Annotated in this window: 22 protein-coding genes; 12 read left to right on the top strand and 10 right to left on the bottom strand. The window is 69.5% G+C overall.

Going from position 1 to position 23976, the window contains the following annotated elements; all coding sequences use genetic code 11:
• Positions 1-9: 9 nt before the first annotated feature.
• The 6 genes from FPZ12_RS05600 to FPZ12_RS05575 all read right to left on the bottom strand — a co-directional run bounded on the left by FPZ12_RS05600 (position 10) and on the right by FPZ12_RS05575 (position 6460).
• Positions 10-1320, bottom strand: coding sequence for an MFS transporter (locus FPZ12_RS05600; protein ID WP_144746113.1), 1311 nt, complete (start codon positions 1318-1320; stop codon positions 10-12).
• A gap of 106 nt (positions 1321-1426) precedes the next feature.
• Complete coding sequence (locus tag FPZ12_RS05595; protein ID WP_144746114.1) at positions 1427-2647, bottom strand: ROK family transcriptional regulator; 1221 nt, start codon at positions 2645-2647, stop codon at positions 1427-1429.
• A 20-nt stretch (positions 2648-2667) separates the two neighbouring features.
• Entirely contained in the window at positions 2668-3981 is a 1314-nt protein-coding gene (locus tag FPZ12_RS05590; protein WP_144746115.1) for an MFS transporter, read from the bottom strand.
• A gap of 24 nt (positions 3982-4005) precedes the next feature.
• Entirely contained in the window at positions 4006-4788 is a 783-nt protein-coding gene (gene folP, locus FPZ12_RS05585) for a dihydropteroate synthase (RefSeq protein WP_144746258.1), read from the bottom strand.
• 65 nt (positions 4789-4853) lie between these two features.
• Positions 4854-5810: a VOC family protein gene (locus FPZ12_RS05580; RefSeq protein ID WP_243769682.1), complete on the bottom strand. Its 957-nt coding sequence runs from the start codon at positions 5808-5810 to the stop codon at positions 4854-4856.
• On the bottom strand, positions 5807-6460 hold the full coding sequence (locus FPZ12_RS05575; protein ID WP_166462585.1) for a GntR family transcriptional regulator: 654 nt from the start codon (positions 6458-6460) through the stop codon (positions 5807-5809). The genes FPZ12_RS05580 and FPZ12_RS05575 overlap by 4 nt, the downstream gene beginning before the upstream one ends.
• Before the next feature lie 154 nt (positions 6461-6614).
• On the opposite strand from FPZ12_RS05575, the gene FPZ12_RS05570 reads away from it, so the two are divergent.
• From FPZ12_RS05570 to FPZ12_RS05550, 5 genes are read left to right on the top strand one after another with little or no spacing between them, the layout of a single operon-like run.
• Positions 6615-7973, top strand: coding sequence for an aminomethyltransferase family protein (locus FPZ12_RS05570; protein ID WP_144746118.1), 1359 nt, complete (start codon positions 6615-6617; stop codon positions 7971-7973).
• Entirely contained in the window at positions 7970-8788 is an 819-nt protein-coding gene (locus tag FPZ12_RS05565; protein ID WP_243769681.1) for a methylenetetrahydrofolate reductase, read from the top strand. Before FPZ12_RS05570 ends, FPZ12_RS05565 begins: the two co-directional genes overlap by 4 nt.
• 11 nt (positions 8789-8799) lie before the next feature.
• Positions 8800-9663 carry a formyltetrahydrofolate deformylase gene (gene purU / locus FPZ12_RS05560; RefSeq protein ID WP_144746119.1) on the top strand — a complete coding sequence of 288 codons (864 nt, stop codon included), beginning with the start codon at positions 8800-8802 and terminating at the stop codon, positions 9661-9663.
• Entirely contained in the window at positions 9663-10523 is an 861-nt protein-coding gene (locus FPZ12_RS05555) for a bifunctional methylenetetrahydrofolate dehydrogenase/methenyltetrahydrofolate cyclohydrolase (RefSeq protein ID WP_144746120.1), read from the top strand. Before purU ends, FPZ12_RS05555 begins: the two co-directional genes overlap by 1 nt.
• A 12-nt stretch (positions 10524-10535) precedes the next feature.
• A complete protein-coding gene (locus FPZ12_RS05550) occupies positions 10536-11354 on the top strand; it encodes an IclR family transcriptional regulator (RefSeq protein WP_144746121.1) in 819 nt (272 codons plus the stop codon).
• Between the two features lie 2 nt (positions 11355-11356).
• On the opposite strand, the gene FPZ12_RS05545 is transcribed toward FPZ12_RS05550, so the two are convergent.
• Positions 11357-12241: a hypothetical protein gene (locus FPZ12_RS05545; RefSeq protein ID WP_144746122.1), complete on the bottom strand. Its 885-nt coding sequence runs from the start codon at positions 12239-12241 to the stop codon at positions 11357-11359.
• A 142-nt stretch (positions 12242-12383) separates the two neighbouring features.
• Here FPZ12_RS05545 and FPZ12_RS05540 point away from each other — a divergent pair, with 142 nt between their 5' ends.
• Genes FPZ12_RS05540 through FPZ12_RS05525 form a run of 4 tightly spaced genes read left to right on the top strand, consistent with a single transcriptional unit; the run spans position 12384 to position 17328 of the window.
• Entirely contained in the window at positions 12384-14537 is a 2154-nt protein-coding gene (locus FPZ12_RS05540; RefSeq protein ID WP_144746124.1) for a HAMP domain-containing protein, read from the top strand.
• Between the two features lie 4 nt (positions 14538-14541).
• Entirely contained in the window at positions 14542-15816 is a 1275-nt protein-coding gene (gene pgsB, locus FPZ12_RS05535; RefSeq protein ID WP_144746126.1) for a poly-gamma-glutamate synthase PgsB, read from the top strand.
• Entirely contained in the window at positions 15813-16295 is a 483-nt protein-coding gene (locus tag FPZ12_RS05530; protein WP_144746128.1) for a poly-gamma-glutamate biosynthesis protein PgsC/CapC, read from the top strand. Before pgsB ends, FPZ12_RS05530 begins: the two co-directional genes overlap by 4 nt.
• A gap of 40 nt (positions 16296-16335) precedes the next feature.
• Positions 16336-17328: a C40 family peptidase gene (locus FPZ12_RS05525; protein WP_243769680.1), complete on the top strand. Its 993-nt coding sequence runs from the start codon at positions 16336-16338 to the stop codon at positions 17326-17328.
• Positions 17329-17346: 18 nt separating this feature from the next.
• On the opposite strand, the gene FPZ12_RS05520 is transcribed toward FPZ12_RS05525, so the two are convergent.
• Positions 17347-18123 (bottom strand): FadR/GntR family transcriptional regulator, encoded by a 777-nt coding sequence (locus FPZ12_RS05520; RefSeq protein ID WP_144746132.1) that lies wholly within the window; start codon positions 18121-18123, stop codon positions 17347-17349.
• Positions 18124-18147: 24 nt separating this feature from the next.
• Positions 18148-19458 (bottom strand): glutamine synthetase family protein, encoded by a 1311-nt coding sequence (locus FPZ12_RS05515; RefSeq protein WP_144746134.1) that lies wholly within the window; start codon positions 19456-19458, stop codon positions 18148-18150.
• 174 nt (positions 19459-19632) lie between these two features.
• Between FPZ12_RS05515 and FPZ12_RS05510 the strand changes: the two genes are divergently transcribed.
• The 3 genes from FPZ12_RS05510 to FPZ12_RS05500 are packed head-to-tail and all read left to right on the top strand — an operon-like array spanning position 19633 to position 23099.
• Positions 19633-21006, top strand: a complete 1374-nt coding sequence (locus tag FPZ12_RS05510; RefSeq protein WP_144746136.1) for an aminotransferase family protein — start codon at positions 19633-19635, stop codon at positions 21004-21006.
• A 6-nt stretch (positions 21007-21012) separates the two neighbouring features.
• The gene (locus FPZ12_RS05505) at positions 21013-21741 is read left to right on the top strand and encodes a gamma-glutamyl-gamma-aminobutyrate hydrolase family protein (RefSeq protein WP_144746138.1); all 729 of its coding nucleotides are present in this window, start codon (positions 21013-21015) and stop codon (positions 21739-21741) included.
• Positions 21738-23099 carry an aldehyde dehydrogenase family protein gene (locus tag FPZ12_RS05500; protein WP_144746140.1) on the top strand — a complete coding sequence of 454 codons (1362 nt, stop codon included), beginning with the start codon at positions 21738-21740 and terminating at the stop codon, positions 23097-23099. Before FPZ12_RS05505 ends, FPZ12_RS05500 begins: the two co-directional genes overlap by 4 nt.
• Here FPZ12_RS05500 and FPZ12_RS05495 read toward each other — a convergent pair.
• The gene (locus FPZ12_RS05495) at positions 23096-23953 is read right to left on the bottom strand and encodes a patatin-like phospholipase family protein (protein ID WP_144746142.1); all 858 of its coding nucleotides are present in this window, start codon (positions 23951-23953) and stop codon (positions 23096-23098) included. The genes FPZ12_RS05500 and FPZ12_RS05495 overlap by 4 nt on opposite strands.
• Between the last annotated feature and the right edge of the window lie 23 nt (positions 23954-23976).

Here is a 23976-nt window from a genome sequence, read left to right as displayed (position 1 = left end):
CCTGTTCTGTCACTGGTGCTGTCTGACGGGAACGAACGGCACCGGCTTTTCCTTGCGGCCGTGGCGAAACAGCGTCGCCCACACGATGGCGGTGATCGTGGCCGTGACGATCGGGACGATCCAGATCGGCGTCCAGGCCGACGGGCCGGCCGAAGCGTCGGAGCCCACCACGGAGTCGTAGATCTCACCGGAGACGAACGCCCCGACCAGCGAACCGAACCCGGAGACGACCATGATCAGCATGTTCTGCGCCTGGTTGGACAGTTCCACCGGCGTGACCTCGCCGATGTACATCGCTGCCAGGACAAGGAAGAAGTCGTTGCAGATGCCCTGCAGCGCGACGGCCAGGATGGCGAGCCAGTGGTCCCCGCCGGCCGCGGCGATGAACACGGCGAACCGGATCCCCCACATGACCATGCCTGTCAGCAGCGCCCATTTCATGCCGATGTGCTTGAGCACGAACGGAATCGTGACGATGAAGGCCACTTCGGTCGCCTGCCCCAGCGAAAGCACGCCGGCGACGTTGCCGATGCCGAGCGCGCCGAGGAACGGTGAGGCGTAAGTGTTGTAGACGCCGAGCGAGATCGACGTCAGCAGCGCGCAGACCATCAGCACCGCGAAGTTGCGGTTGCGGAACATCACGAACGCCTTCGAGCCCACGACGTCGCCGATCGAGAACCGCACGCCCTTCGCGGGCGGCGGTGTGGCCGGCAGGGTGAACGCGTACAGGCCGAACACGAAGCTCGCGATCGCGGTCACGGAGAAAACGTTCACCGAAGCCGAAAGGCCCAGCCAGCCGACGCCCGCCCCGGCCACGACCCAGCCCAACGTGCCGAACACGCGGACGTACGGGAAAAGCCGCTTGTCGCTGCCGAGGTGGCGGAACCCGATGGCGTTCGCCAACCCCAGGGTGGGCTGGAAGAACAGGCAGTAGACGAAGATCAGCAGGAGCGCGAGACCACCGTTACCGGCTTTGACCACGGCGGGCAGGAACAGCATCAGCACGCCGCCCGCGATGTGCGCGATACCGAGGCTCTTCTGCGCGGCCAGGAACCGGTCGCCGATCGCGCCGAGGAACATCGGCGAGGCGATCGCCGCGATGGCTGCGAGCGAGTAGGCCGTGCCGATGATCGCCGGCAGGTGGTAGGTCGAGAGGACCAGGCCGAAGGTCGCGAACCAGGACCCGAACACGACGAACTCGAGCAGCATCATCAGGGTCAGGCGGACGAACACGCTCTTGTTTTCGCTGACCGTATCGTCGGCGGGCAGCGTGGCCGCGTCCTGGGGACCGGGGGCGGCGCTCGTGGGATGACTTCTCATCGTTGAGATCCTTTGAACCGTTCGGACTTTGAACGTTTTCCGGAAGGAGGAATGACGTCATCGTACGAACGTTCACCGCGAAGTCAACGATGAGCCGTGAAAGCATTCAGGAAGTGAACGATCGAGCGGGCCCGGTCGCCTTCATCCACTCCGGCAGGGCGCTGAGGCCGTTTCCGAGGTGATCCATCGCGGCGGCGACCCCGCCCAGCAGCGTGGCATCGGCTCCCAGGCGCGCGACCTCGACCGACAGCGAGGGCGCCACCGTGCGGAGGCTGTTGATTTCGACTGAGGAGTCCAGCCCGCCGAAGACCAGCGAACCCGCCGAGCCGAGCAGCCCGCCGACTGCGATCACTGACGGCGCAACGAGTTTCGCGGCATTCGCGAAGGCGCGGCCGAGGTGTCGGCCGGCCTCGAACAGCACCCGGGAGGAGGCGGGATCCCCGCCGCGCGCGGCGTCGATCACCCCGGCCAGCGACCCGGTCGCCCCGCCCGCCGCTTCGAGCGCGGCGAGGATGGGGCGTTCGGCGACGAACGTGGTGAGGCAGCCGCGGTTGCCGCAGAAGCACACCGGGCCGCCCTGCTCCAGCACCATGTGCCCGATCTCGCCGGCCAGCCCGTCCCCGCCGTGGTGGATCCGGCCTTCGAGGATCAGGCCGCCGCCGACCCGTTCCGAGCACAGGACGTAGAGGAACGTGTCCGTGCCCTGACCGGCGCCCCAGGTCCACTCGGCGAGCGCGGCGAGGTTGGCGTCGTTCTCCACGACGACCGGAACACCGAGCTCGCCGCCGAGCCGGTCGGCGATGACCACGTCCTTCCAGCGCGGCAGCTGCAGCCGCGCCCACGAGGTGACCACGCCGGTCGGGCGGGCGATCGGCGCCTGCATGCCGACCGCCAGCCCCGTCACGTCCGCCGTCCCGAGACCGGCGTCGGCGACCAGTGACCGCACCATGTCGATCACCGCCTCCGGGCTGCCTCCCTCGGATTCGGCTTCGCGGAGCGGAATCGTGACGTCGTGCCGGGCGCGGTGGGCGAAGTCGAACACCGCCGCGTGCAACGAGGTGACGTTGACCTGGACCGAAATCACGGCGCCATGGCTGGACACCAGCGAGACCACGGACTCACGTCCGTTGACCCGCCGGACCTCCGCGGCGCCCTCGCCGCGCAACTCCTTGACGATGTTGTTGATCGTGGCCGGCGAGAGCCGGGTGCGGCGGGCCAGCGCGGCCTGCGAGGACGGCCCGTCACTGCGCAACGCCTCCACCACCCGCGCCACGCTGCCGCCACGCCCGTTGCCGCCCCACCCCGAAGCCTCATGCCCACGCGCCATGGGCCGACCCTATTCTTCATTTATTGAATGGTCAACGGTGCCGTCTCCGATCGGGGCACGGAAGCGCCGACGTCGAGCAGACTCCGCTTCACCGGCAGCACCGCGAGCAGGCTGATGGCGCAGACGCCGCCGATCAGGATCGCGACCGCGGTCGAGGTGCCGAACCGGGCGAACGAAGACGCGGCCAGCAGCGGGACGATGCCGCCACCCACGATGGACCCGATCTGATAGCAGGTCGAGGAACCGCTGTAGCGGACGCTCGCGGGGAACATCTGAGTGAGCATGGCGGGCTGGGCGCCGTTGATGATCGAGTTCGCCACCGTCATCAGGAACAGCCCGGCGAACACCAGCGGCACGAGCGCGGTGTTGACGAGCAGGAACATCGGGAACACGCCCACGGCCGCCAGCGCGGTACCGATGAGGAACATCCGTTTCCGGCCCAGCCGGTCCGCGGCCCGCCCGGCGCCGAGCATCATCGCGATCCACGGCACGCTCAGCGCCACGGTGATCCACAGCATCGTGCCCGAGGACAGATGCAGCTGCTGGGTGCCATAGCTGACCATGTACACCGACAGGAACGTGCCGAGCGTCGGCCCCGCGAAGGACAGCAGGCTGCCCGCGAGCATCTGCAGCGGCGAGCGGCGGAACACCTCCACCAGCGGCATCCGGGCGATGTCGCGCGCCTCACGAGCCCGCTCGAACTCCTCGGTCTCGGTGATCGACACCCGCACGAGCAGCCCGACGACGATGAGCACCCCGCTGAACAGGAACGGGATCCGCCAGGCCCACGACTGCAGCGCGTCCGCCGGGAACGCCTGCGTCATCAGCAAGAACGCCAGCTGGGAGATCAGGATGCCCGTGGGGATCCCGATCTGCGGGAACGAACCGTAGAGCGCGCGGCGGTTCGGGGGCGCGTGCTCGACGGCCATCAGCGCCGCGCCGCCCCATTCCCCGCCGACGCCGATTCCCTGCACCAGACGGAGTACGACGAGCAGGATCGGCGCCCACACGCCGATCGTGGCGTAGGTCGGCAGCACGCCGATGAGCGTGGTGGCGATGCCCATCGTCAGCAGAGATGCCACCAGCATGGACTTGCGGCCGATACGGTCACCGAAGTGTCCGGTGACGAGCGCGCCGAGCGGGCGGGCGACGAACCCGACCGCGAACGCCGCCAGCGAGGCGAGCGTGCCGCCGGCCGCGGAGAAGCTGGGGAAGAACTGCTTGCTGAACACCAGTGCGGTGGCGAGGCCGTAGATGTTGAAGTCGTACCACTCGATCACGCTGCCGATGTAGCTGGCGAGCGCGATCCGGCCGGGGCCGGGTTTCGTCGACATAGGACACTCCTCGAGTGAGCCAGGCTATGCGTGCAAAGCCGCCGCGACGCGGACGGCGTTCAGGGAGGGGCGGACGTCGTGCACGCGCACACCCCACGCCCCGGCGGAGGCCGCGAGAGCCGAGACCGCGGCCGTGGCGTCGTCGTGGTCTCGCGCCGCCCGCCCGGGTTCCGCGGGCAATTGGTCCAAAAAGGACTTCCGGGAAGCACTGACGAGGACCGGACGGCCCAGCGCCCGGATGGCTTCCAGGTTGGCCAGCAGCCGCCAGTCGTGGCAGGCGTTCTTCGCGAACCCCAGCCCGGGGTCGACGACGATCCGCTCCCCCGCCACCCCGGCGGCGACCAGCTCGTCGATCCGCCGGGACAGTTCGGCGGCCACCTCGCCCACCACGTCGGCATACCGCGCGTGCCGGTGCATCCGAACGCTGGGCGCTCGCCAATGCGTTGCCACGTAAGGAACTCCGGACGCGCCGACGCAGGCGGCCATCCGCGGGTCGGCCAGTCCGCCGCTGACGTCGTTGACGATGCTCGCCCCCGCGGCCAGCGCGGCCTCGGCGATCTCCGCACGCATGGTGTCGACGCTGACCGTGATGCCGGCCTCGGCCAGCGTCCGGATCACCGGCAGCACTCGCCGTTCCTCCTCCGCGCCCGGCACGCGCCGGGCGCCTGGCCGGGTGGACTCACCGCCGACGTCCACGATGTCGGCGCCAGCCGCGGCGAGTTCCAGCCCGTGCGCGATGGCGCGGTCGGTGGCGAGGTAGCGACCTCCGTCGGAGAAGGAATCCGGGGTGACGTTGAGGATCCCCATGACCACGCACCGGCCGGGGGAAGGCAGATCCGGTGCGGTCGCGGGGGCCTCCGGCGCGATCGCGGTCACTGGCCCGGAGCCGGTGGCGTGCCGTGGGTGTGGAAGGACTCGATCGTCTTCAGCCCCCACGCCTGGCCCTTCGCGCGTTCGGCCTCGGTCCAGTCGATGGGCTGCCAGTCCGGGGCGAGCACGAGGCGGGCGCCGGCGTTGCACAGTTCGATGCGGTTGCCACCGGGTTCGTAGACGTAGAGGAAGAACGTCTGCTGGATCGCGTGCTTGTGCGGCCCGGTTTCGATGAACACACCCTGTTCCAACGCGATGTCGGCGGCACGCAGGATGTCGGCGCGGGTGTCGGTGGCGAACGCGATGTGGTGCAGCCTCCCGGCGAGCCCGAGGCGATCGCGGGTGTACACGGCGTCGTAGCCCTTGTTGGTGAACGTGGTCCAGCTGCCCGAAACCGAACCGTCGTCCAGCACGATCTGTTCGGTGACCTTGGCGCCGAGCAGGTCCCGCAGCATGTTCCGGTTGGCTTCGACGTCCACACCGAGGAAGTTGACGTGGTCCAGCCGCCGCACGGAGACACCGGTGCCGGGGTAGGCCTGCGCCTGGTTCTTCAGCGCGGGCTTGCTGTCTTCCGGTGCCTGAAACCATTCGGACTCGTAGTAGATGCCGAGCTCGTGCCCGTCCGGATCGCGGAACAGGTAGGTGGGCCCGTAGCCGGGATCCCCGTCGGCCCAGCCGATGCCGAGCCCCGCGTCCTTGATGGCCTCGACGCGGCGCTGCAACGCGTCCTCGTCGGCGGCGCGTACGTGGGTGCGCCCGATTCCGGCGGTCTCGCGCGGGGTGAGGGTGATCGTGTGGTGCTCGTAGTCGTCCCAGGTCCGCAGGAACACCGACGAGCCTGCCGACCCGTTCACGGTCATGCCCAGGTAGCGGGTGAAGAACTCGACGCTCTCGTCGAAGACCGGGGTGAACAGCTCGATGTGCCCGAGGTGGGCGACGTCGTGGGCTGCGAGGTTCACTGGAGGCACAAAGGCTCCTTCTGTTGCTGTTCGGTGATTTCCGCGATGATCGATCCGATGTGGACACCGGTGGCGTGCTCCGCCGCGTCCGGCAGGCCCTCGGTGATGGCGGCGATGATCGCGTGGTGCTCGGCGGCGGCGAGCCGGCGTGGACGCAAGGGATGCCGGAACCGATGCCGCGCGATCTGGGCGGTGAGCCGCGCGACGAGTCCGGCGGCCGTCGCCTGAGCGGCCAGCGCGGCGATCATGTCGTGCAGGTCGCGACTGAGCGCGGTGAAGCCGACCGGATCGGCCCGGTTCGCCGCCTCGGCCATCCGCTCGCCGAGCGCACGCAGCCGTCTTCGTTCGTCCTCGCTCGCGCGCACCGCGGCCCGGCGGGCCTGCAGGGCTTCCAGCACGCGCAGGCATTCCAGGATCTCGACGAGCCGGCCCGTCGAGATCCGGCGGACGCGGGCGTTGCCGCCGCGTCCAGGATCGATCAGCCCCTCGGCGGTCAGCTCCGGCAAGGCCTGCCGGACGCAGCCGCGAGTCACCCGCACCGACTGCGCGAGCTCCGCCGCGACCAGCCGCTGTCCCGGGGCGAACTCCCCGCGCACGATGGCCTGCCGCAGCACGTCCCGGGCCCGCGACGTGCCGACGCTCCCTCCCAAGAGGACACCCTCCACGATGACCGGCTCCCTCCTGCACCAGGGGACCGAGATTGTCAACAATCTTGCGGCCATTCCCGGCGCGGTGTTAGGTTCTGTATAGCAGTCGGTTGGTCTGCTGTACAGACATCGTGAACTCAGTGGAGAGGTGGCCTTGATGAGTGCCGAGACCGTGGAGCAGGGAATCCGGCGGGCCGGAGGGGCGGTGCCCCTGCTGCGGAACTCCCCGATCCGGCCGCACACCTTCCCGGTGGCCGCGGAGTTCACCAACTGGCGCAGCGAGCAGCGGGCCTGGCGCGATTCCTGTGCCCTGCTGGACCAGTCCCATCACATGACCGACCTCTACCTCAGCGGCCCGGACGCCACCCGGCTGCTGAGCGACCTCGGGGTCAACAGCTTCGCGAAGTTCAGCACTGGCAAGGCGAAGCAGTACGTTGCGGTCAACCCCGACGGGCAGCTGATCGGTGACGCGGTGCTCTTCCACCTGGAGGAGCAGCACTTCGACCTTGTCGGGCACCCGATGGTGCTGGACTGGGTGCAGTTCAACCTCGAAACCGGCGGCTACGACGCGACCACCGAACGCGACGACAACTCCTTCGACCGCGTCGCCGGGCCGCCGAAGGTCTACCGCTACGAGCTCCAGGGCCCGACAGCCGCGGCGATCATGGAGAAGCTCATCGACGGGCCGCTGCCCGACGTGAAGTTCTTCACCATGGCCACTTTCACCATCGCCGGGCACACCGTGCGCGGGCTGCGCCACGGAATGGCGGGGCAGCCCGGCTACGAACTGTTCGGGCCGTGGGAAGAAGCCGAAAAGGTACTCGACGCGATCCTCGAAGCCGGGCGGGAATTCGGGCTCACGCGGGTCGGGGCGAAGGCGTACTCGGCGGCGAACCTGGAATCCGCCTGGATTCCCGCACCGCTGCCCGCCGTCTTCTCCGGCGAAAAGATGAAGGCCTACCGCGAATGGCTGCCCACCACCGCGATGGGCTCACTCGCCGGCTCGATGGACTCGCCGAACATCGAGGACTACTACGTCACCCCCTACGACGTCGGCTACGGGCGGCTCGTGGCGTTCGACCACGACTTCGTCGGCCGCGCGGCGCTGGAGGAGATCGCGAAGAACCCGCCGCGGGAGAAGGTCACGCTGGTGTGGCACAGCGACGACGTCACCGACGCGATCGGATCCCTTTACCGGCCGGGGATTCCGGCGAAGTACATCGACGTCCCCAAGGCGCGGTACGGGCTGCACCAGAGCGACAAGGTGCTGGCTGGTGGCGAGCTCGCCGGGATCTCCATGGACGCCGGGTACCTCGCCAACGAGCACGTCATGGTGTCACTGGCCACTGTGGACGTCGCGCACAGCAAGCCGGGCACCGAGGTCACGGTGCTCTGGGGCGAGGAGCGGAACTCCGCGAAACCGTTGGTGGAGCAGCACAAGCAGGTCGCGATCCGGGCGACGGTTGCCCCGGCGCCGTACGTCCGGTTCGCTCGTGAAAGCTACCGGGCACTGTGAACGCCCTGCGCGCCATCAGCTACGAGATCATGCCCTTCCGCGGTACCGAAAACGCCGTGCTCGACCACGTGCCGGCCGAGGTACCGCTGACCGTCACCGTGACCGAGGCCAAGGGACTGGAAGCGACGCTCGATCTGTCCAGTGCCTTGCGCGCGCACGGTTACCAGGTGTCGCCGCACATCGCGGCCCGCATGGTGAAGAACGAGACGCACGCCGAGGACATCGCCACGCAGCTCGCCGACGCGGGGATCGACCGCGTCTTCGTCATCGGCGGAGACGCGCCGGTCCCCGTCGGCGAGTTCACCGAGGCACTCGACGTGCTGCGGGTGTTCGCGGACACCGGGACGTTCCAGCGCACCGGAATCGGCGGGTACCCGGAGGGGCACGCGAAGATCGGCAACCGCGAGCTGGACACCGCGCTGGCCGCGAAAGCCCCGCTGGCCACGCATGTGATCACCCAGATCTGCTTTGACGCCAAGACGACCCTGGACTGGGCACGCCGCGTGTACCGCGACCACCCGGAGCTGGAGGTCACGATCGGCGTGCCCGCCCCGGTGAGCAGGCAGAAGCTGATGCGGATCGCGGGCGGGATCGGGCTGGGGCAGTCGGCGCGGTTCCTGCGCAAGCAGCAGAACGTGATCCGGAAGCTGATCCGCCCCGGCGGCTACCGGCCCGACAAACTGTTGCGCGCCTTCGAACCCCGGCTCGGCGAGCCGGACCTCAACATCACCGGCATCCACCTGTTCACCTTCAACGAACTGCACGGCGCCGAGGCCTGGCGGCAGGCACTGCTGGCCCGCCTCGACGCCGGATGAAGGAGCCGCTCATGCACCCGACCACCGGCAAAGGCCGGCTACTGGTGTCCGGAAAGGACGGTCCCGGCATCGTCGCCGTGGTGTCCGGAATCCTCACCGGGCACGGCGCCAACATCGTCTCGCTCGACCAGCACTCCACCGATCACGAAGGCGGCCGCTTCTTCCAGCGCGCCGTGTTCCACCTCGACGAGCTCGCCGCCCGGCGGGACGCGCTCGAAGTGGACCTGCACCGCGAACTCGGCGAACGGTTCGGCCTGCGGTGGTCGCTGGTCGACACCGCCACGCCGAAACGGGTCGCGCTGTTCGCCTCGAAGCTCGACCACTGCCTGCTCGACCTGTTGTGGCGCCACCGCCGCGGCGAACTGCCGATGGACATCGCGCACGTGGTGTCCAACCACACCGACCTCGCCTGGGTCTCCGAACGGTTCGACGTGCCCTTCACCCACATCCCCGTGGAGAAGGGCCGCAAGCAGGAAGCCGAAGCGGCGCAACTGGACCTGCTCAAGGGCACCGTCGACGTGGTCGTGCTCGCCCGCTACATGCAGATCCTCTCCGGCGACTTCCTCGCCGCCGCAGGCGTTCCGGTGATCAACATTCACCACTCGTTCCTGCCGGCCTTCGTCGGCGCCGCGCCGTACCGCAAGGCCAAGGAACGCGGGGTGAAACTGGTCGGCGCCACCGCGCACTTCGTCACCGAAGACCTCGACGAAGGCCCGATCATCGAGCAGGACGTCGTCCGCGTCAGCCACACCGACTCCACCGAAGACCTCGTCCGCCGCGGCGCCGACGTCGAACGGCTGGTGCTCGCCCGCGCCGTGCAAGCCTTCTGCGAAGACCGCATCATGCGCGACGGCACCACAACGGTGGTGTTCTGATGGGCGCCGGGCTGCTCGACGGCAAACTCCTCGCGGCCGAGGTCAAGGAGGACCTGCGCAAGCGAGTCGCCGCGCTCGGACGCCCGCCGGGACTGGGCACCATTCTCGTCGGCGAAGATCCGGGCAGCGTGCTCTACGTGGGCGGCAAACACCGTGACTGCCGGGAAATCGGGATCGAGTCGATCCGGGTGGACCTGCCGGCCGACGCGACCCGCGCCGACGTGCTCGCGGCCGTCGACCGGCTCAACGCCGATCCCCGGTGCACCGCATACATCGTCCAGCTCCCCCTGCCCGCCGGGCTCGACGAGTTCGAGGTGATCAACCGGATCGACCCGGCCAAGGACGCCGACGGCCTGCACCCGGCCAACCTCGGCCGCCTCGTCCTCGGCGCGGACGGGCCGCTGCCCTGCACCCCGGCCGGGATCGTGAAACTCCTACGCCGCTACGACATCCCGCTCGCCGGGGCCCGCGTGTGTGTCATCGGCCGGGGCATCACGGTCGGCCGGCCACTCGGGCTGCTGCTGACCCGGCGCAGCGAGAACGCCACGGTCACCCTGTGCCACACCGGAACCCGCGACCTCGCCGCCGAGGTCTGCGCCGCGGACATCGTCATCGCCGCGGCGGGAGTCCCCGGGCTGGTCCGCGCGGAGCTGGTCAAGCCGGGCGCCGTGCTCGTCGACGTAGGGGTCAGCCGGGGCCCGGACGGCAAGGTCGCCGGCGACATCCACCCCGGCGCGGCCGAGCGGGCCGCCTGGCGCTCCCCCAACCCCGGCGGGGTGGGGCCGATGACCCGCGCGATGCTCCTGGACAACGTCGTCCGCGCGGCCGAACGCGCGGCGGGCCGTGGCGGACCGGAATGAGATGATGGCGGCATGGACAACGGGCCCGATCACCTGGGCGAACTGCCCGAGCCCGCGAACCGGGCGGCACCCGCGTACCCCATCGCGTCGGTGGACAACACCCTGCGCATCCTGCTGCTCCTGCGCGACCGCGGCACCCTCACGCTCGCCGACGTCGCCGCCGAGCTGGAAATCGTGCGGTCCAGCGCGCACCGGCTCATGGCCATGCTCACCTACTACGACTTCGTGCGGCAAAGCCCGGTCGACAAGTCGTTCCGGATGGGTCCCGCGCTGATCGACATCGGGCTCACCGCCGCCCGCACCCTCGACATCCGCGCGCTCGCCCGGCCGATCCTGGCGAAGCTGGCCGAGTCCACCGGCATGACCGCACACCTCGTCCTGCCGCGTGGACGGGACGTCCTCTTCGCCGACGGCGTCGAAAGCCGCCGGACCATCCGCGCCGCGCTACGCACCGGCACCACGCTGCCCGCGCACGTCACCAGCGCCGGCAAAGCCCTCCTCGCCACGCTGACCGACCAGGAACTCCGCCGCCTCTACGGCCGCAAGCCGCCCGAAGCCCTCACGGACAAATCGGCGTCGTCGGTCAGCGCCCTGCTGCGCGAAATGGCCAAAGTCCGCCGCGACGGCTACGCCATCAACCGCGGCGAAAGCGAAACCGGCGTCCTCGCCATGGGCGTCGCCTGCATCATTCCCGAGGCCGACGTCCACGCGGGCCTCGGCGTCTCCGGCCCGGAGTCCACAATGGACGACGACTGGGAGTGCCGGATCGCGGCCGCGCTCCACGAAGCCGCGACCGAGTTCGGCAAGCAGGTCCAGAGCTACCACCTCTAGCGTCACTGGGTGAATACGCCCAGCGCCTTGACGAGTGCCGCTTGGCGCTCGGCGTCGTCTCGGGTGGCGCGGTTGGTTTCCAGGTGCACGAAGGGCGTCTCGAACTGGGCGGCGAGACGCCCTTGGACGTTCGTCTTTCCCTCGAGGTCGCCACAGGACTCACTCCAAGACCGGCAAACCGAGAAGTTCGCGTCTTCGAGCGCGGTGGCGGTGTCGCGGTGCGCGGCGGTGGCTTTCCCGGCACCGGCGGAGATGATGACGTCCTTGTCGGGCAGCGAATCGTCGTCGAAACCGTGGATCTGTAGCTGTGGCAGCCTGCTGCGCATGAGCTCGGCGGCGACAGCATGGAAGACGGTGTCTTCGCGGTGCGCGACATCGGCCGCGCGGTCGCCGGCGCGACGGTGGGCACCGGCCATCAACAGGACCGATCCGGGGTGTTGCCGGTAGAGCGCGATCCCGCTTTTCTCGGTGTGCAGATCGGAACCCGGGTGCGGAACCTCCACCACCAACCGTGGCGCTTCCTGGTCGATGAGGAAAAAGCCCCAGCCTCGTTCGTCACCGGGCCTGCTCGCGATGAGCACATATCGTCGCCCGGTAACCGAATCCATTCCTTGTGTGACGGTGAATCCCAGACGACCGAGTTTTTCCGCTTCGACCCCCGGCTGGTGATTTTCCAGCACCGCGAGGATTTCCGCCGCCGCGTCGGAACGTTCGGCCAGACCGGGAATCCGATAGGGCGCACGCGGGGACAGGGCCGAGGCGAATTCGCTCACCACATCGGCAAGGTCACGATCGCTTGCCTCGGGCGAACTTTGCCCTGTGCAAGCGGCCAACAAGACGGCCGCACCGGTGATGACCAGGGCGCGACGGGTCATTTTCGAGATCACGACAGGGATCGTAGCGAGATGTTAAGGTAATCGGCGTCACACTCGTTCGTGTTAACGGGGGAAGTAACAAACCGATCTTTGGTGTGCGGCCCGCAAAAATTCCGGCCCGCCCAAGCTCGCGATCTGAGGGATTCGAAGCAGCGTGGCCACAGAATTGCAGAACGGTGCCGTCGCGCGTTTGGCACGACGGCTGCCCGAGGGCAGATTCCCGTCGGGCGTGGCCGCGCCGACCATCGTCGTGATCGTGTTGCTGGTGGTCTTGACCACGCTGACCGTGTTCCTCCTGCGAGTGCCCGCCGACCCGGGTCCGCCCGCGGCAGCGGTGGACGCGCAGCAGCGGTTGACAGCGTCGGTCGCGAGCGGGGTCGGCGCCTCGGCGGCGGAGGCCTCCGGCGATCTTCGCACGCTCGCCGCCCGCGGCGCGGAACTCGACCGGGACCTGCCCGGCGTGCTGGCCACCCATTCGTCGTGGCGGGGCGTGGCCGTGGTCGGGCCGGACCACGCCGCGATCGCCTCCGCCGGGCGCCCGCTGCAGTTGTCGGCGCTGCCCGGGGTGCTCGACGGGCCGGTGCTGGTCCCGCTCGCGGCGGATGGCAGGCTGCCGGTGTTGCTGGCCGTCCCGGCCGGCGAAGGACGTATGCTCGCCGCGGCAGTGGACCTCCGCCCGTTGGACGTCGATCTCGACTCGAACGCCGGGGAGACGCTGGCGTTCGGCAACACCTCCGGCACCGTGCTGCTGTCGCGCGGCGCGGCGTCGTCGAAGTTGAGCGAGTCGAACCGGGCTGCCCTGCAATCGGCGCTGCGGTCGGCGGCGGCGAACAACGAGGGCACGACGCCGGTCGGCGCGGACATGCTCCTCGCTTACGCCCCAGTCGTTTCCGACCGGTTTTCGGCGCCGCTGGACATGGGTGTGGCGACGCTGATGCACGTGCCCGACGAGGTGATCCCCTCCCAGTGGACCGGTCTCGTGGCCGCCGTCGTGCTCGCCGGCGTGACGTTGTTCGTGGCCACGGTGTTGTCCGGCGCTCTCGTCGTCCCCATCCGGCGGCTGCGCGCGAGCGCGCTCGCGGTGGCCTCGGGTTCACTCGAAACCGACTTCCGCCACGGCGGACCGCGCGAGATCCGAACCATCGCCGCGGCACTGCACGCACTGCGCACACGCTTGCGCGCGAGCGAGGACAAGCACCGTGAAAGCGGCAGGGGTTTTCCGGCGACCGTGGCGGTCGTGCTTGCCAGCGCGGCAATCCTGGGCTGGTCGGGCTGGATGCTGCTCGCGTTCGGCGGCGCCGACGCGGAGGTGCCCGAGTCCGTGCTGCGCGCCGAACGCCTGCAAACCGCGGCCACCACACAAGGAGTCCAGCGCAGCCTCAACGACGCGGTGGCCGACATCCGTGGCGTCGCGGCCGTCGCGACCGGTGAACCCGCGGCGCTGCAGCCGATGCTCGACGCGATGGTCACCGGGCATCCCCGCTACCGCAGCGCCTATCTGGTCGATTCCGCCGGCGAAGTCACGGTCAAGGCCGGCCGGGATCCCATGCGCGGCACGGCTCCCGTCCCCGGCGAGCCCGGGCTGAAGCAGGAGAACACGAGCGGCAGGCTCCCCATCGTCTACGCCAGCGCGCCGGTCGCGGGCCAGGAGAGCAGGTTGGTCGCCGAGCTCGACGTGGACCACCTGATCACGTTGCTGCACCGCGGCACCGGGCAGGTGCGCCTGGTCGACGACGGATGGCGCACCATCGCGTCCACCCGCGGCTACCTGGCGTTCGAGGCAGTCGACGAACCCGTCCTGCGCACGGCCGCCGCCCAGGCCCGCGACCGGGTGGTCAGTTTGGTCGGCGAAGTCGGCGGATCACGCGCGGTCGCCACCGCCGAGCCGCTCACCGGCAGCTACTCGTCGAGTCTCAAGTGGACAGTCGTACAACATCAGCGAGCCGGTGAACTTCCGCTGGCGGGCAACGACATCCGCCGCGGGGCCCAGCTGGTCGCGTTGCTGGGCATCGGGATCGCCACGCTGTTGTTCGGCTGGCACTACTTCGTGGTCGTGGTGCCATTGCGCCGCGTGGCCCGGATCGCCACTCGCGTCGCGGGCGAGCACGGGCGCGGGGAGGTGGTGTACCCGGAGCGCGCCGACCAGATCGGCACGATCGCCAGCTGCCTGGACATCTGCCGCCAGGCGCTCGACGACGCACGCCGGCTCGGCCGCGACCGCCGCCCTCGCGGCGCCGCCACCGACCGCACCCGCCGTATGCGCCCCACCCGGCCGAGGCGGGAAACCCCGGCCAGGCAAGGACTCTGAGGCGTTGATCTACCTCTACTGCGTGTACTTCCTCGGCTGCCTCGCGCTCCTGACCGGCGGGATCGTCGAGCAGAAACGGCATTTGCGCACCCTGCACGCCATTCCCGAGCGGGTCCTGGTGAACGGGATCCGCGGCAAGAGCTCCATCACGCGGCTCACCGCAGGTGCGTTACGCGGTGGCGGGCTCGTCACCGTCGCGAAGACCACCGGCACCGCGGCCCGGTTCATCCACCCGGACGCCTCCGAGGAACCGGTGTTCCGGAAGTTCGGCATCGCCAACGTCGTCGAGCAGATCGGCATCGTGCGCCGTGCCGGCGCCTACCGCCCGGACGTGCTGGTCATCGAGTGCATGGCGGTCATGCCCGAGCTGCAGGAAATCAACCAGACCAAGCTGATCCGCTCCACCATCGGCGTGCTGTGCAACGTCCGGGAGGACCATCTCGCCGAAATGGGCCCGACCCTCGACGACGTCGCCCGCTCCCTTTCGCGCTCGATGCCGGTCGGCGGGATCTGCGTGACCGCCGAACGCGACCGGCTCGCCATCCTGGAAGAAGAAGCGGCGCTCCGCGACTGCGAACTTCTCGTCGTGGACCCCGATTCCGTCACCGACGAGGAGATGGCAGGCTTCGCGTGGATCACGTTCAAGGAGAACGTCGCCATCGCGCTGGCGGTCGCCGATCTGCTGGGCGTCAACCGGAATCTCGCGCTCGAAGGCATGTGGGCCGCGCCGCCGGACCCCGGCGTGCTCTCGGTCGAGCATCGCCTCGTCGACGGCCGGCGCGTGCAGGTCGCGAACGTGTTCGCCGCCAACGATCCCGAGTCCACGCTGATGAACGTCGAGCGGCTGCTCGACCAGGGCGCGATCGGGCGGCCGCTGCACGTCGTCATCAACTGCCGTCCCGACCGCATCGAACGCAACGGCCAGATGGGGGCGCTCATCGAACGCATCGACCCCGACCGGGTCGTGCTGATCGGCGAGCCCACCCGCAGCGCGCGGGTCGCGATCGCCGCGAGCCACGCCGACCGCGTCCGCGATATCGGCGGAAAGCGCGCTCCCGAAGAGATCCTGGCCGCCATCACGGACGGCACCACCGGCCCGGTGTCGCTGGTGGCCATCGGCAACATCCACGGTCAAGGCGAACTCCTGCTCGAGCACCTCGCCGACAGTGAACTGCTCCCCGCGAAACCGGCCGGACGTCCGCCGAATCTCGTGCCACTGGCCGATCAGCCCACCCTGCGGTTCCGCCGGCAGGCGCCCCCACCACGGAGACAACGGTGATCGAAGGACAATTGCTACCCCAGGCCGCGGCGCTCGGCCTCGCTGTCGGCCTGCTGTTCTCCCTGGGCTGCTACCTCGTGTCCAACCTCTCGCCCGGCGGCATGATCACCCCGGGCTGGCTCGCGCTCACGATCCTCGAGGACTACCGGCGCGCCGCGATCGTCGTGCTCAGCACCGCCATCGCCTACGGCGGAACCCTGCTGCTGCAACGGGTCACCATCCTGTACGGGAAACGGCTCTTCGCCGCCGTCGTCCTGCTCGGTGTGCTCGTGCAGACCACCCTGTTCCTGGTCATCCTGCGCGACTATCCGCTGCTGTTCGCGCACCAGACCCTCGGATTCGTCGTGCCGGGGCTGATCGCGTACCAGCTCGTGCGCCAGCCCGTCGGCGCCACCGTCCTCGCCACCACGTCCGTGTCCGCAGCCAGTTACGGAGTTCTCGCCAGCGGCGTGCTCTCCGGGCTCGTCCCGCTCCTGTGAGGCAACCGTGCCCCGTTCCCGCCGCCGCGTCTCGGCGCCCGTGCGCATCGCTATCGTCCTCGCCGTCATCGCCGGCTCCGGCGCCTCGGCCGTCTACTTCGCCCAGGGCAGCGACGACGGCCGGATCTCCGTCGTCGCCCAGCCCGCCGCGAGCAGCCCCGAACTGAAGATCACCCGGCGCGAGCAGCCCGCGCGCACCGTCGTCACCGACGCCGCGGGCACCGAGCTCGCCACCTTCACGGACGGCTCGCAAACCGTTGTCCTCAAAGGACCTCAGCGCACTTTCGCCGATCCCCGGTTCTCCACCGCGACCGTCACCACCACCGCCTGGGTCCGCCTCGCGCCCGAGGCCTGGACAGCGCAGTCGGTGAACGCGTCGTGGTTCACGAACTGGCTCGACACTGAACTGGCCAACACCCGCCCCGACGTCCTCGCCATCGCCACCGACTACCTCGACGGCGCCCCGACCCGCACCGACGACAAAGGCGTCGCCTATGCCGGTGACGCCTCCTTCGGCCCGGAAATCGGCACCGGCAAAGGCCGCGACGAGCGGTCGGACTTCTACGACTACCTCGGCGAGGACTGGAACTTCCCCGACACCCGGACGCAGCAGGCCGAGCCGGCGCGGTACCGCATGATCGACTGCTCCGGCTTCGTCCGCCTGGTGTACGGCTACCGGTCCGGGATTCCGTTGCGCGGCACCAACACTCCCGGCCCCGGTCTCCCCCGCCGCGCCTGGGCCATCGCCGAATACGGCCAAGGCACCGCCGTGATCCCCAACCAGAACGTACGCGCCACCGACTACGACGCGCTTCAGCCCGGAGATCTCGTCTTCTTCAACATCGACCCGTACCTCGGCGACCAGATCGACCACGCCGGCATCTACCTCGGCCTCGACTCCACCGGCCACCACCGGTTCATGTCCAGCCGCGCCAAGGCCAACGGGCCCACCCTCGGCGACCTGGGCGGCACGTCCCTCCTCGACGACGGCGGCTACTACTCCCAAGCCCTCCGCACCGCGCGAAGGCTCTGAACCCGACCGGCCCGCGACTCACGGCGCTGCGGGACGACGCCGTTTCGTCAGTGCCGTGAGCAGCTTCTGCACGCTCCACATGCTCCGCTCGACGTGCACTTTCATCGCACGCTCCGCGGCTTCCGGCTCGCCGGACTCCACGGCCGCCAGGATTTCATGGTGCTCCGAGATGGTGGCCTCGTGGAAGGTGCCGCCTTCCGGAAGCAACGCCAGCGCGGGATGACAGCACTGGCGGGAGTCCTCGATACCGCGGATCAGGAACGGGTTCGCGGTGACCGCGGCCAGGGTGAGGTGGAACACCGCGTCGTCCCGCATGAACGATGGGTCGTCCTCCGCCTGCCGCAGGGATTCGTGCGCCGCCCGCAGGGTTTCCAGCTCCGCGGCGGTGCGCCGTTCGCTCGCCAGCCTCGCCGCGGCCGGCTCGACCAGGCACCGGTATTCCATCGCCAGCCGGATCTCGTCGCGGTTTCGCACCGCTTCGGCGATCACGTCGTGGAAACGCGGCTCGTCCTCGCTCGCGCCGAGCACGAACGCTCCCCCGTTGCGCCCGCGACGCTGTTCGATCAGCCCTTCCGACCTCAGCTGCCGGAAAGCCAGCTGCACCGGGGTACGCCCGACCCCGAGCGTTTCCGCGAGTTCGCGCTCGGAGGGCAACGCCGAACCGGCCGGGAGCAGGCCAAGACGGATCTCCCGACGCACGAGGTCTGCCACGTAGTGGTTGGCATCGACCTCGGGGGGCGGCAGCGCGGCCGCACGCCCCAGGACGCTCAGCCGGTTCACCGGACGCTCGGGCACCGCAGCATGTTATCAACCGCCACGTCAGGCATAACGCTCCCGTTCCCAGTCGGTGACAGTGTTCTGCCACGCGTGCAGCTCCCATTCGCGGGTGCGCAAGTAGTGTTCGCAGAACTCCGCGCCGAGTACCTTGTCCAGCCCCGCGTCGCGCGAGCGGAACGCGGTGACGGCACTCTCCAAACTGGACGGTAACGGCACGTCATGTGCATCCAGTTGCCCACGCGAGGGAACTTGCTCGGACGTCAGTCCTAAGCAGACGGACGCCACGATCGCCGCCAGTGTCAGATAGGGATTGCAGTCCGCGCCTGGGCGGCGGAGCTCGAACCGGCTCCCGGACGGGCCGCGGAGCAGCGCACGCAACGCGAACGAACGGTCGTCGGCCCCGCAAGAGGCGGTGACGGGCGCGAAGTACCCGGGCACGAGGCGTTTGTAGGAGTTGATGTTCGGGTTGTACACGAGGCTCGACGCGGGAAGATTCGCCAGCACACCCCAGGCCGCGCGCCGGTAGAACTCGTCCTCCGGATCCGCGGCGGCCCCGGCGAGCGCGTTGGTGCCGTCCCCGTCCCACAACGAGAAATGGACGTGTGCGCTGGAACCTTCTTCGCCCGCAACGGGTTTTGCCAGGAAGCTCGCTCGCAGGCCGTGCTGCCGCGCCGCTTCGACCGCAGCCAGCCGCAGAAGCGCGGCGGTGTCCGCCGCGGCCAGGCCGTCCTGCGGATCGACGTTGACCTCGACGAGGCCGGGTGCTCCTTCGGTGTGCACGACGCACAGGCCCAGCCTGAGGTCGTCCGCGTAACGCCGGAGCGTGTCAACGAACCCGGCGACCTCGGCCAGAGTCGAAGGACTGTAGCTGAGCCCGGTACTGGCCGGCTCCCAGCTGTCCTGGCGGAACAGCCGGAACTCGAACTCGAACGCCGCCTTCAGGCTCAGCCCCTGATCCGCCAGCGCGCCGAGCGCGCGTCGCAGCACCTGTCGAGGACTGACCTCACACGGCAATCCGTCGGCTTCGTGCAGGTCGCCCAGCAGGAGTCGGCAGCCGGGAAACCACGGCACGGTACGGAGTGTGGCGAAGTCGGGCCTGAGCAACAGGTCCTTCGCGCCACCCTTGAGCCCCATCGCCGACAAAGTGGTGATCGGCTCGTCACGCGGGTCGACGGCGAGCAGCAGGTCCGTCGTCGGCAGCCCCTCGGCCCGCGCGCGGGCGGTGCCGACGAGCGCGGGATCGAGCATCTTGCCGCGGAGGTTGCCCTGGAGGTCGGGGAACAGCAGCAGGAGCGACCGGGTGCCGGCGGGTATTTCGCCGGCCTGCCCGGCCGCCGTGGTGGGCGCGGTCATGCCTCGGGTCCCTTCGTCGCCGGAACTAAAGGAGTCTAACAGAATCCTTTTCTAACAGACGCGACCTCGGCGCACAAGAAACCAGCCTTGACTTCCTGACCGCTGCTCGCTTACAAAAGGAGTGTCACACGCTCCAATTTCGGAGCGACTTCCCCCGCACGAAGGAGCCGGCCGATGACCGCGACGCAGCACCGGGAGCCACTGGAGTCCGCCGCGCTGGAGCACCTGTGGCTGCACAGCAACGACCTCGAGTGGGACGAGCTGACCCACGGCGGTCTCCGCGTCTTCGTCGAAGGCCGGGGCTCCACGCTGACCGACGTGCGCGGCCACTCCTACATCGACGGCCTCGCCGGGCTCTTCGTGGTCGCCGCGGGCCACGGGCGCACGGAAATCGCCGACGCGATGGCCGCACAGGCCAAGAAGATCGCGTACACCGCCGCGTCCAACGCGGCCAACCCCGCGGCCATCACGCTCGCCGAGAAGATCAGCTCGGTGACGCCGGGCGACCTGGACCGCGTGTTCCTCTGCTCCGGCGGTTCCGAAGCGGTGGAGAGCGCGCTGAAGATCGCGAAGCAGGTGCAGGTGATGCGCGGCTTCGGCAAGCGCTACAAGGTCATCGCGCGGAGGGGTTCCTACCACGGCACGACTTTCGGCGCGGCGAGCCTGACCGGCAGCGCCAGCGAGAACTACTTCGGGCCGTTCATGGCCGGGGTCAGCAAGGTGCCGTCGCCGAACCACTACCGCAACGACTTCGGCCTGGCGGGCGAAGCCGGTGACATCATGTGCGCGAAGTACGTGGAGCAGGAGATCCTCAGCCAGGGGCCCGAAAACGTCGCGGCCGTCATCGGCGAGCCCATCTCGGTGGCCAACGGGACCCACCTGCCAGGGCCCGTCTACTGGCGGATGCTGCGCGAAATCTGTGACCGCTACGGCGTGCTGCTCATCATGGACGAGGTGATCACCGGCTGGGGCCGGACCGGCAAGCTGTTCGCCGCCGAGCACTACGGGGTGGTGCCGGACATCATGACCATGGCCAAGGGGCTTTCCAGCGGCTACGCCCCGATCGCCGCGGTCGCGGTGCGATCGTCCGTTTTCGACGACTTCCGGCCGTCCGGGCGCGCGCTGAACCACCTGATCACCTTCGGCGGGCACGCCGTCGCGGCCGCGGGCGCGCTCAAGAACATCGAGATCCTCGAGCGCGAACGCCTCGTCGAGCGGTCGGCCGAGATGGGCACGTACCTGTTCGAGCTGGCGCAGGGGCTGCGCAGCCACCCGACGGTCGGCGACGTGCGCGGCGGTCAGGGCCTGTTGTGCGCCATCGATTTCGTGCGGGACAAGGAAACCCGGGAGGCCTGGGGCACCTCTCACCCGTTCATCAAGTTCCTCGGCCTGCGCACCCAGGAGGAGGGCCTCGTGACGCGAGTGTGGGACGTGCTGCACCTGGCGCCGCCGTTCGTCCTGACGCGGGAAGAGGCCGAACGCGCGATCGAGATCGTCGACCGGTGCCTGACCGAGGCGGAGCACAAGTTCGCCGACGAGATCGCCTGAACCGCCATGACGACGCCCGTCATCGGCCTCTGCGCCGCCTTCGAATCCGCCCGGTGGGGGTTCTGGGAGCAGCCCGCCGCGATCCTCCCCGGCACGTACCTCGACAAGGTGCGGTCCGCCGGTGGCCTGCCGGTCGGCCTGATCCCCGGCACGGGCATCGAACCCTTGCTGGACCGCGTCGACGGCCTGCTGCTCATGGGCGGCGTCGACCTCGAACCGGAAACGTACGGGGCGGCCAAGTCCGTGAAGACCGAAGCGACCGTGCCGGAACGCGACGCCTTCGAGCTCGTGCTGGCACGCGCAGCGCTGGCCCGTGACCTCCCCGTTCTCGGGATCTGCCGCGGGATGCAGATCCTCAACGTCGCCGCGGGCGGCACCCTGCACCAGCACCTGCCCGACGCCGGGTTCGCCGAACACCGGCGCAGCCCCGGACGGCTGGACGACGCGACCTTCCACGAGGTCGACGTCGTCCCGCACTCCCGCGCCGCGGAGCTCGCGGGCAGCGGGCTACAGGTCGTGAACTCCCATCACCATCAGGGAATCGACGCCGTCGGGACCGGCGCGGTCGTGACCGCCTGGTCGGTCCCCGACCGGCTCCCGGAGGCCATCGAGTTCCCCGGGCGGCAGTACGCCCTCGGCGTCCAATGGCATCCGGAGGTCGAGCACCTGCCCCACGCACTGACCGGTTTCGTCGCCGTCGCGGCGACCCGGGACAAGGAGGACCAGCCCGCATGACCACTCTCGACATCCTCGAGCCGGCCACCGAGCAGCTGCTCGACACCCTGGAAACAACGGAAACCGCCGAGCTGGACTCCATTGTGGAGGGTGCGGCGTCCGCGCAGAAACAGTGGGCCGCCACGTCGCCGCAGCACCGCGCGCAAGTCCTGTACGCGATCGCGAACGAGATCGACGCGCACGCGGAACGCCTGGCACGGCTGGAATCCCGCAACGTCGGCATGCCGATCACCGACGCGCGGGGTGCGGTCGCGGGCGCCGCGGCCACCTTCCGCTACTACGCCGCCGCACCGGAACGCTTGCTGGGGCAGACGATTCCCGTCGCCGGCGGGGTCGACATGACGTTCCGCGAGCCCATCGGCGTGGTCGGACTGATCACGCCGTGGAACTTTCCGCTCACCATCGCGTCGTGGAAAGTGGCGCCTGCCTTGGCCGCTGGCAACGCCGTTGTGCTCAAACCGGCCGAGCTGACGCCGCTGACCGCCCGCGAACTCGCCGCGATCGCCACCGCGGCCGGTCTGCCGGACGGGCTGCTCACCGTCGTCGTCGGCCCTGGCCGGACCCTCGGCCGCGCGATGGTCGAACACCCGCGCATCGGCAAGATCGCCTTCACCGGTTCGACCGTGGTGGGCAAGGACATCGCCCGGCGCGCGGCCGAGAACATCAAGCGGGTCACGCTGGAACTGGGCGGGAAGTCCGCTTCGCTCGTGTTCGCGGACGCCGACCTGGACGCGGCGGCGGCCGGGCTGACCGGTGCCGTGTTCGGCAACTCCGGCCAGGACTGCTGCGCCCGGTCCCGGGTGTTCGTGCAGCGGCCAGCGCTGGAGTCCTTTCTGGACAGACTGGAGAAGGTGGTCGGGAACCTCGTCGTCGGCGACCCGCTGGACGAGAAGACGGACATGGGACCGCTCGTCTCGGCGCAGCAGGCCGGCCGGGTCCGGGAGTACGTCGACGGGGCGCCCGTGCTGTTCCGTGGCTCCGCGCCGGGAGGCCCCGGGTTCTGGTTCCCGCCCACGGTGTTGCACCCCATCGAGGACGACCACCCGGCCGCGCGCGAGGAGATCTTCGGCCCGGTCGTGTCCGTGCTGGCGTTCGACACCGAAGAGGAGGCGGTGGCCCGCGCCAACGACACCGTGTACGGCCTGGCCGGTTCGATCTGGACCACCGACGCGGCCCGCTCGCTGCGTGTCGCGCGCGCTGTCGACGCCGGCGCGCTGGCGGTCAATTCCTACACCTCGGTACGGGTCGGCACGCCCTTCGGTGGCTTCAAACAGTCCGGCCTTGGCCGCGAACTCGGCCCGGACGCCGTGGAGGCCTACACGGAGTTGAAGAACGTCTTCTTCAGCACCGGTCTCTAGTGGTTCCACACCTTCGACACCTTGCCGGCCAGTGCCTCACCCTGGGCACGGCCGGCTTGTGCCGCTGGCTTGCGGCGCTGGGGATCGTAGGGGTTGGGGCCGATCGCCTCGACGCTCTGTTCGTCGGGAGCGACGAGACATACCTCGGCCCGCTCGGCCAGTACCTCGGCATCCTCGGCCGCGCCGGGAATTTTCCCGTAGCCCGAAGGCATCGGTGCCAGGATCACGATCCTGTCGTGGCCCTCGGCCTGGCGTGCGTTGGTGGTGGACACCATGCCACCGTCCACCCAGGACCGGCCCTGGAAGTGTTCGAGTGGCCACACGCCGGGGACCGCGCCGCTGGCGGAGACGGCGTCGATCAGCGGCACGCCCGAGTGCTGGTCGAAGACTTTGAGTCCGCCCGTGTCGGCGTCGATGGCGGTGACCTTCAACCCGTTCGGCCACTCGGCGGTGACCAGACGGGAACCCACGACCCGGCGGCGGGTGGCCGCGGGCACGGGCTCGGGGGCCGCCTTGGCGATCCGCCCCATGGCAGCGCCGACCTGGCGCGGATCGTCGCCTCCTTCGGCGAGGGCCGCCCACCACGCGGCCATCGTGTCTTCGGACGCCTTGACGTCCACCTCGTTCTCGTCCGGCACCAGCTGAGCGGCGAACAGCCACTCCAGGTCGTACCCGGCGGCGACGGCTGTCCCGACGAACGAGCCCGCCGAGGTGCCGATGACCGAGGTGGCTTTGCTCCAATCGATCCCCTGGGAGCTGAGCCCCGCCAGGACACCGACCTCCCAGGCAATACCCGTCACACCTCCCCCGCCGAGCACGAGAGCCCGCGAGCCGGACTGAGTAGGCTGAACCATGGACGACTCCTCACGTCATCTGT

The organism is Amycolatopsis acidicola (assembly GCF_007713735.2).
Classification (GTDB): domain Bacteria; phylum Actinomycetota; class Actinomycetes; order Mycobacteriales; family Pseudonocardiaceae; genus Amycolatopsis_E; species Amycolatopsis_E acidicola.
Note: the sequence above shows the minus strand (reverse complement) of the source record. Positions and strands in the feature narration are given on the sequence as shown.

Coding starts and splice junctions, on each gene's coding strand:
- FPZ12_RS05500 (WP_144746140.1), top strand. CDS start 21,738: ATGACCACTCTCGACATCCTCGAGCCGGCCACCGAGCAGCTGCTCGAC.
- folP (WP_144746258.1), bottom strand. CDS start 4,788: ATGGGGATCCTCAACGTCACCCCGGATTCCTTCTCCGACGGAGGTCGC.
- purU (WP_144746119.1), top strand. CDS start 8,800: ATGCACCCGACCACCGGCAAAGGCCGGCTACTGGTGTCCGGAAAGGAC.
- FPZ12_RS05515 (WP_144746134.1), bottom strand. CDS start 19,458: ATGACCGCGCCCACCACGGCGGCCGGGCAGGCCGGCGAAATACCCGCC.
- FPZ12_RS05600 (WP_144746113.1), bottom strand. CDS start 1,320: ATGAGAAGTCATCCCACGAGCGCCGCCCCCGGTCCCCAGGACGCGGCC.
- FPZ12_RS05495 (WP_144746142.1), bottom strand. CDS start 23,953: ATGGTTCAGCCTACTCAGTCCGGCTCGCGGGCTCTCGTGCTCGGCGGG.
- FPZ12_RS05555 (WP_144746120.1), top strand. CDS start 9,663: ATGGGCGCCGGGCTGCTCGACGGCAAACTCCTCGCGGCCGAGGTCAAG.
- FPZ12_RS05570 (WP_144746118.1), top strand. CDS start 6,615: ATGAGTGCCGAGACCGTGGAGCAGGGAATCCGGCGGGCCGGAGGGGCG.
- FPZ12_RS05595 (WP_144746114.1), bottom strand. CDS start 2,647: ATGGCGCGTGGGCATGAGGCTTCGGGGTGGGGCGGCAACGGGCGTGGC.
- FPZ12_RS05590 (WP_144746115.1), bottom strand. CDS start 3,981: ATGTCGACGAAACCCGGCCCCGGCCGGATCGCGCTCGCCAGCTACATC.
- FPZ12_RS05505 (WP_144746138.1), top strand. CDS start 21,013: ATGACGACGCCCGTCATCGGCCTCTGCGCCGCCTTCGAATCCGCCCGG.
- FPZ12_RS05550 (WP_144746121.1), top strand. CDS start 10,536: ATGGACAACGGGCCCGATCACCTGGGCGAACTGCCCGAGCCCGCGAAC.
- FPZ12_RS05510 (WP_144746136.1), top strand. CDS start 19,633: ATGACCGCGACGCAGCACCGGGAGCCACTGGAGTCCGCCGCGCTGGAG.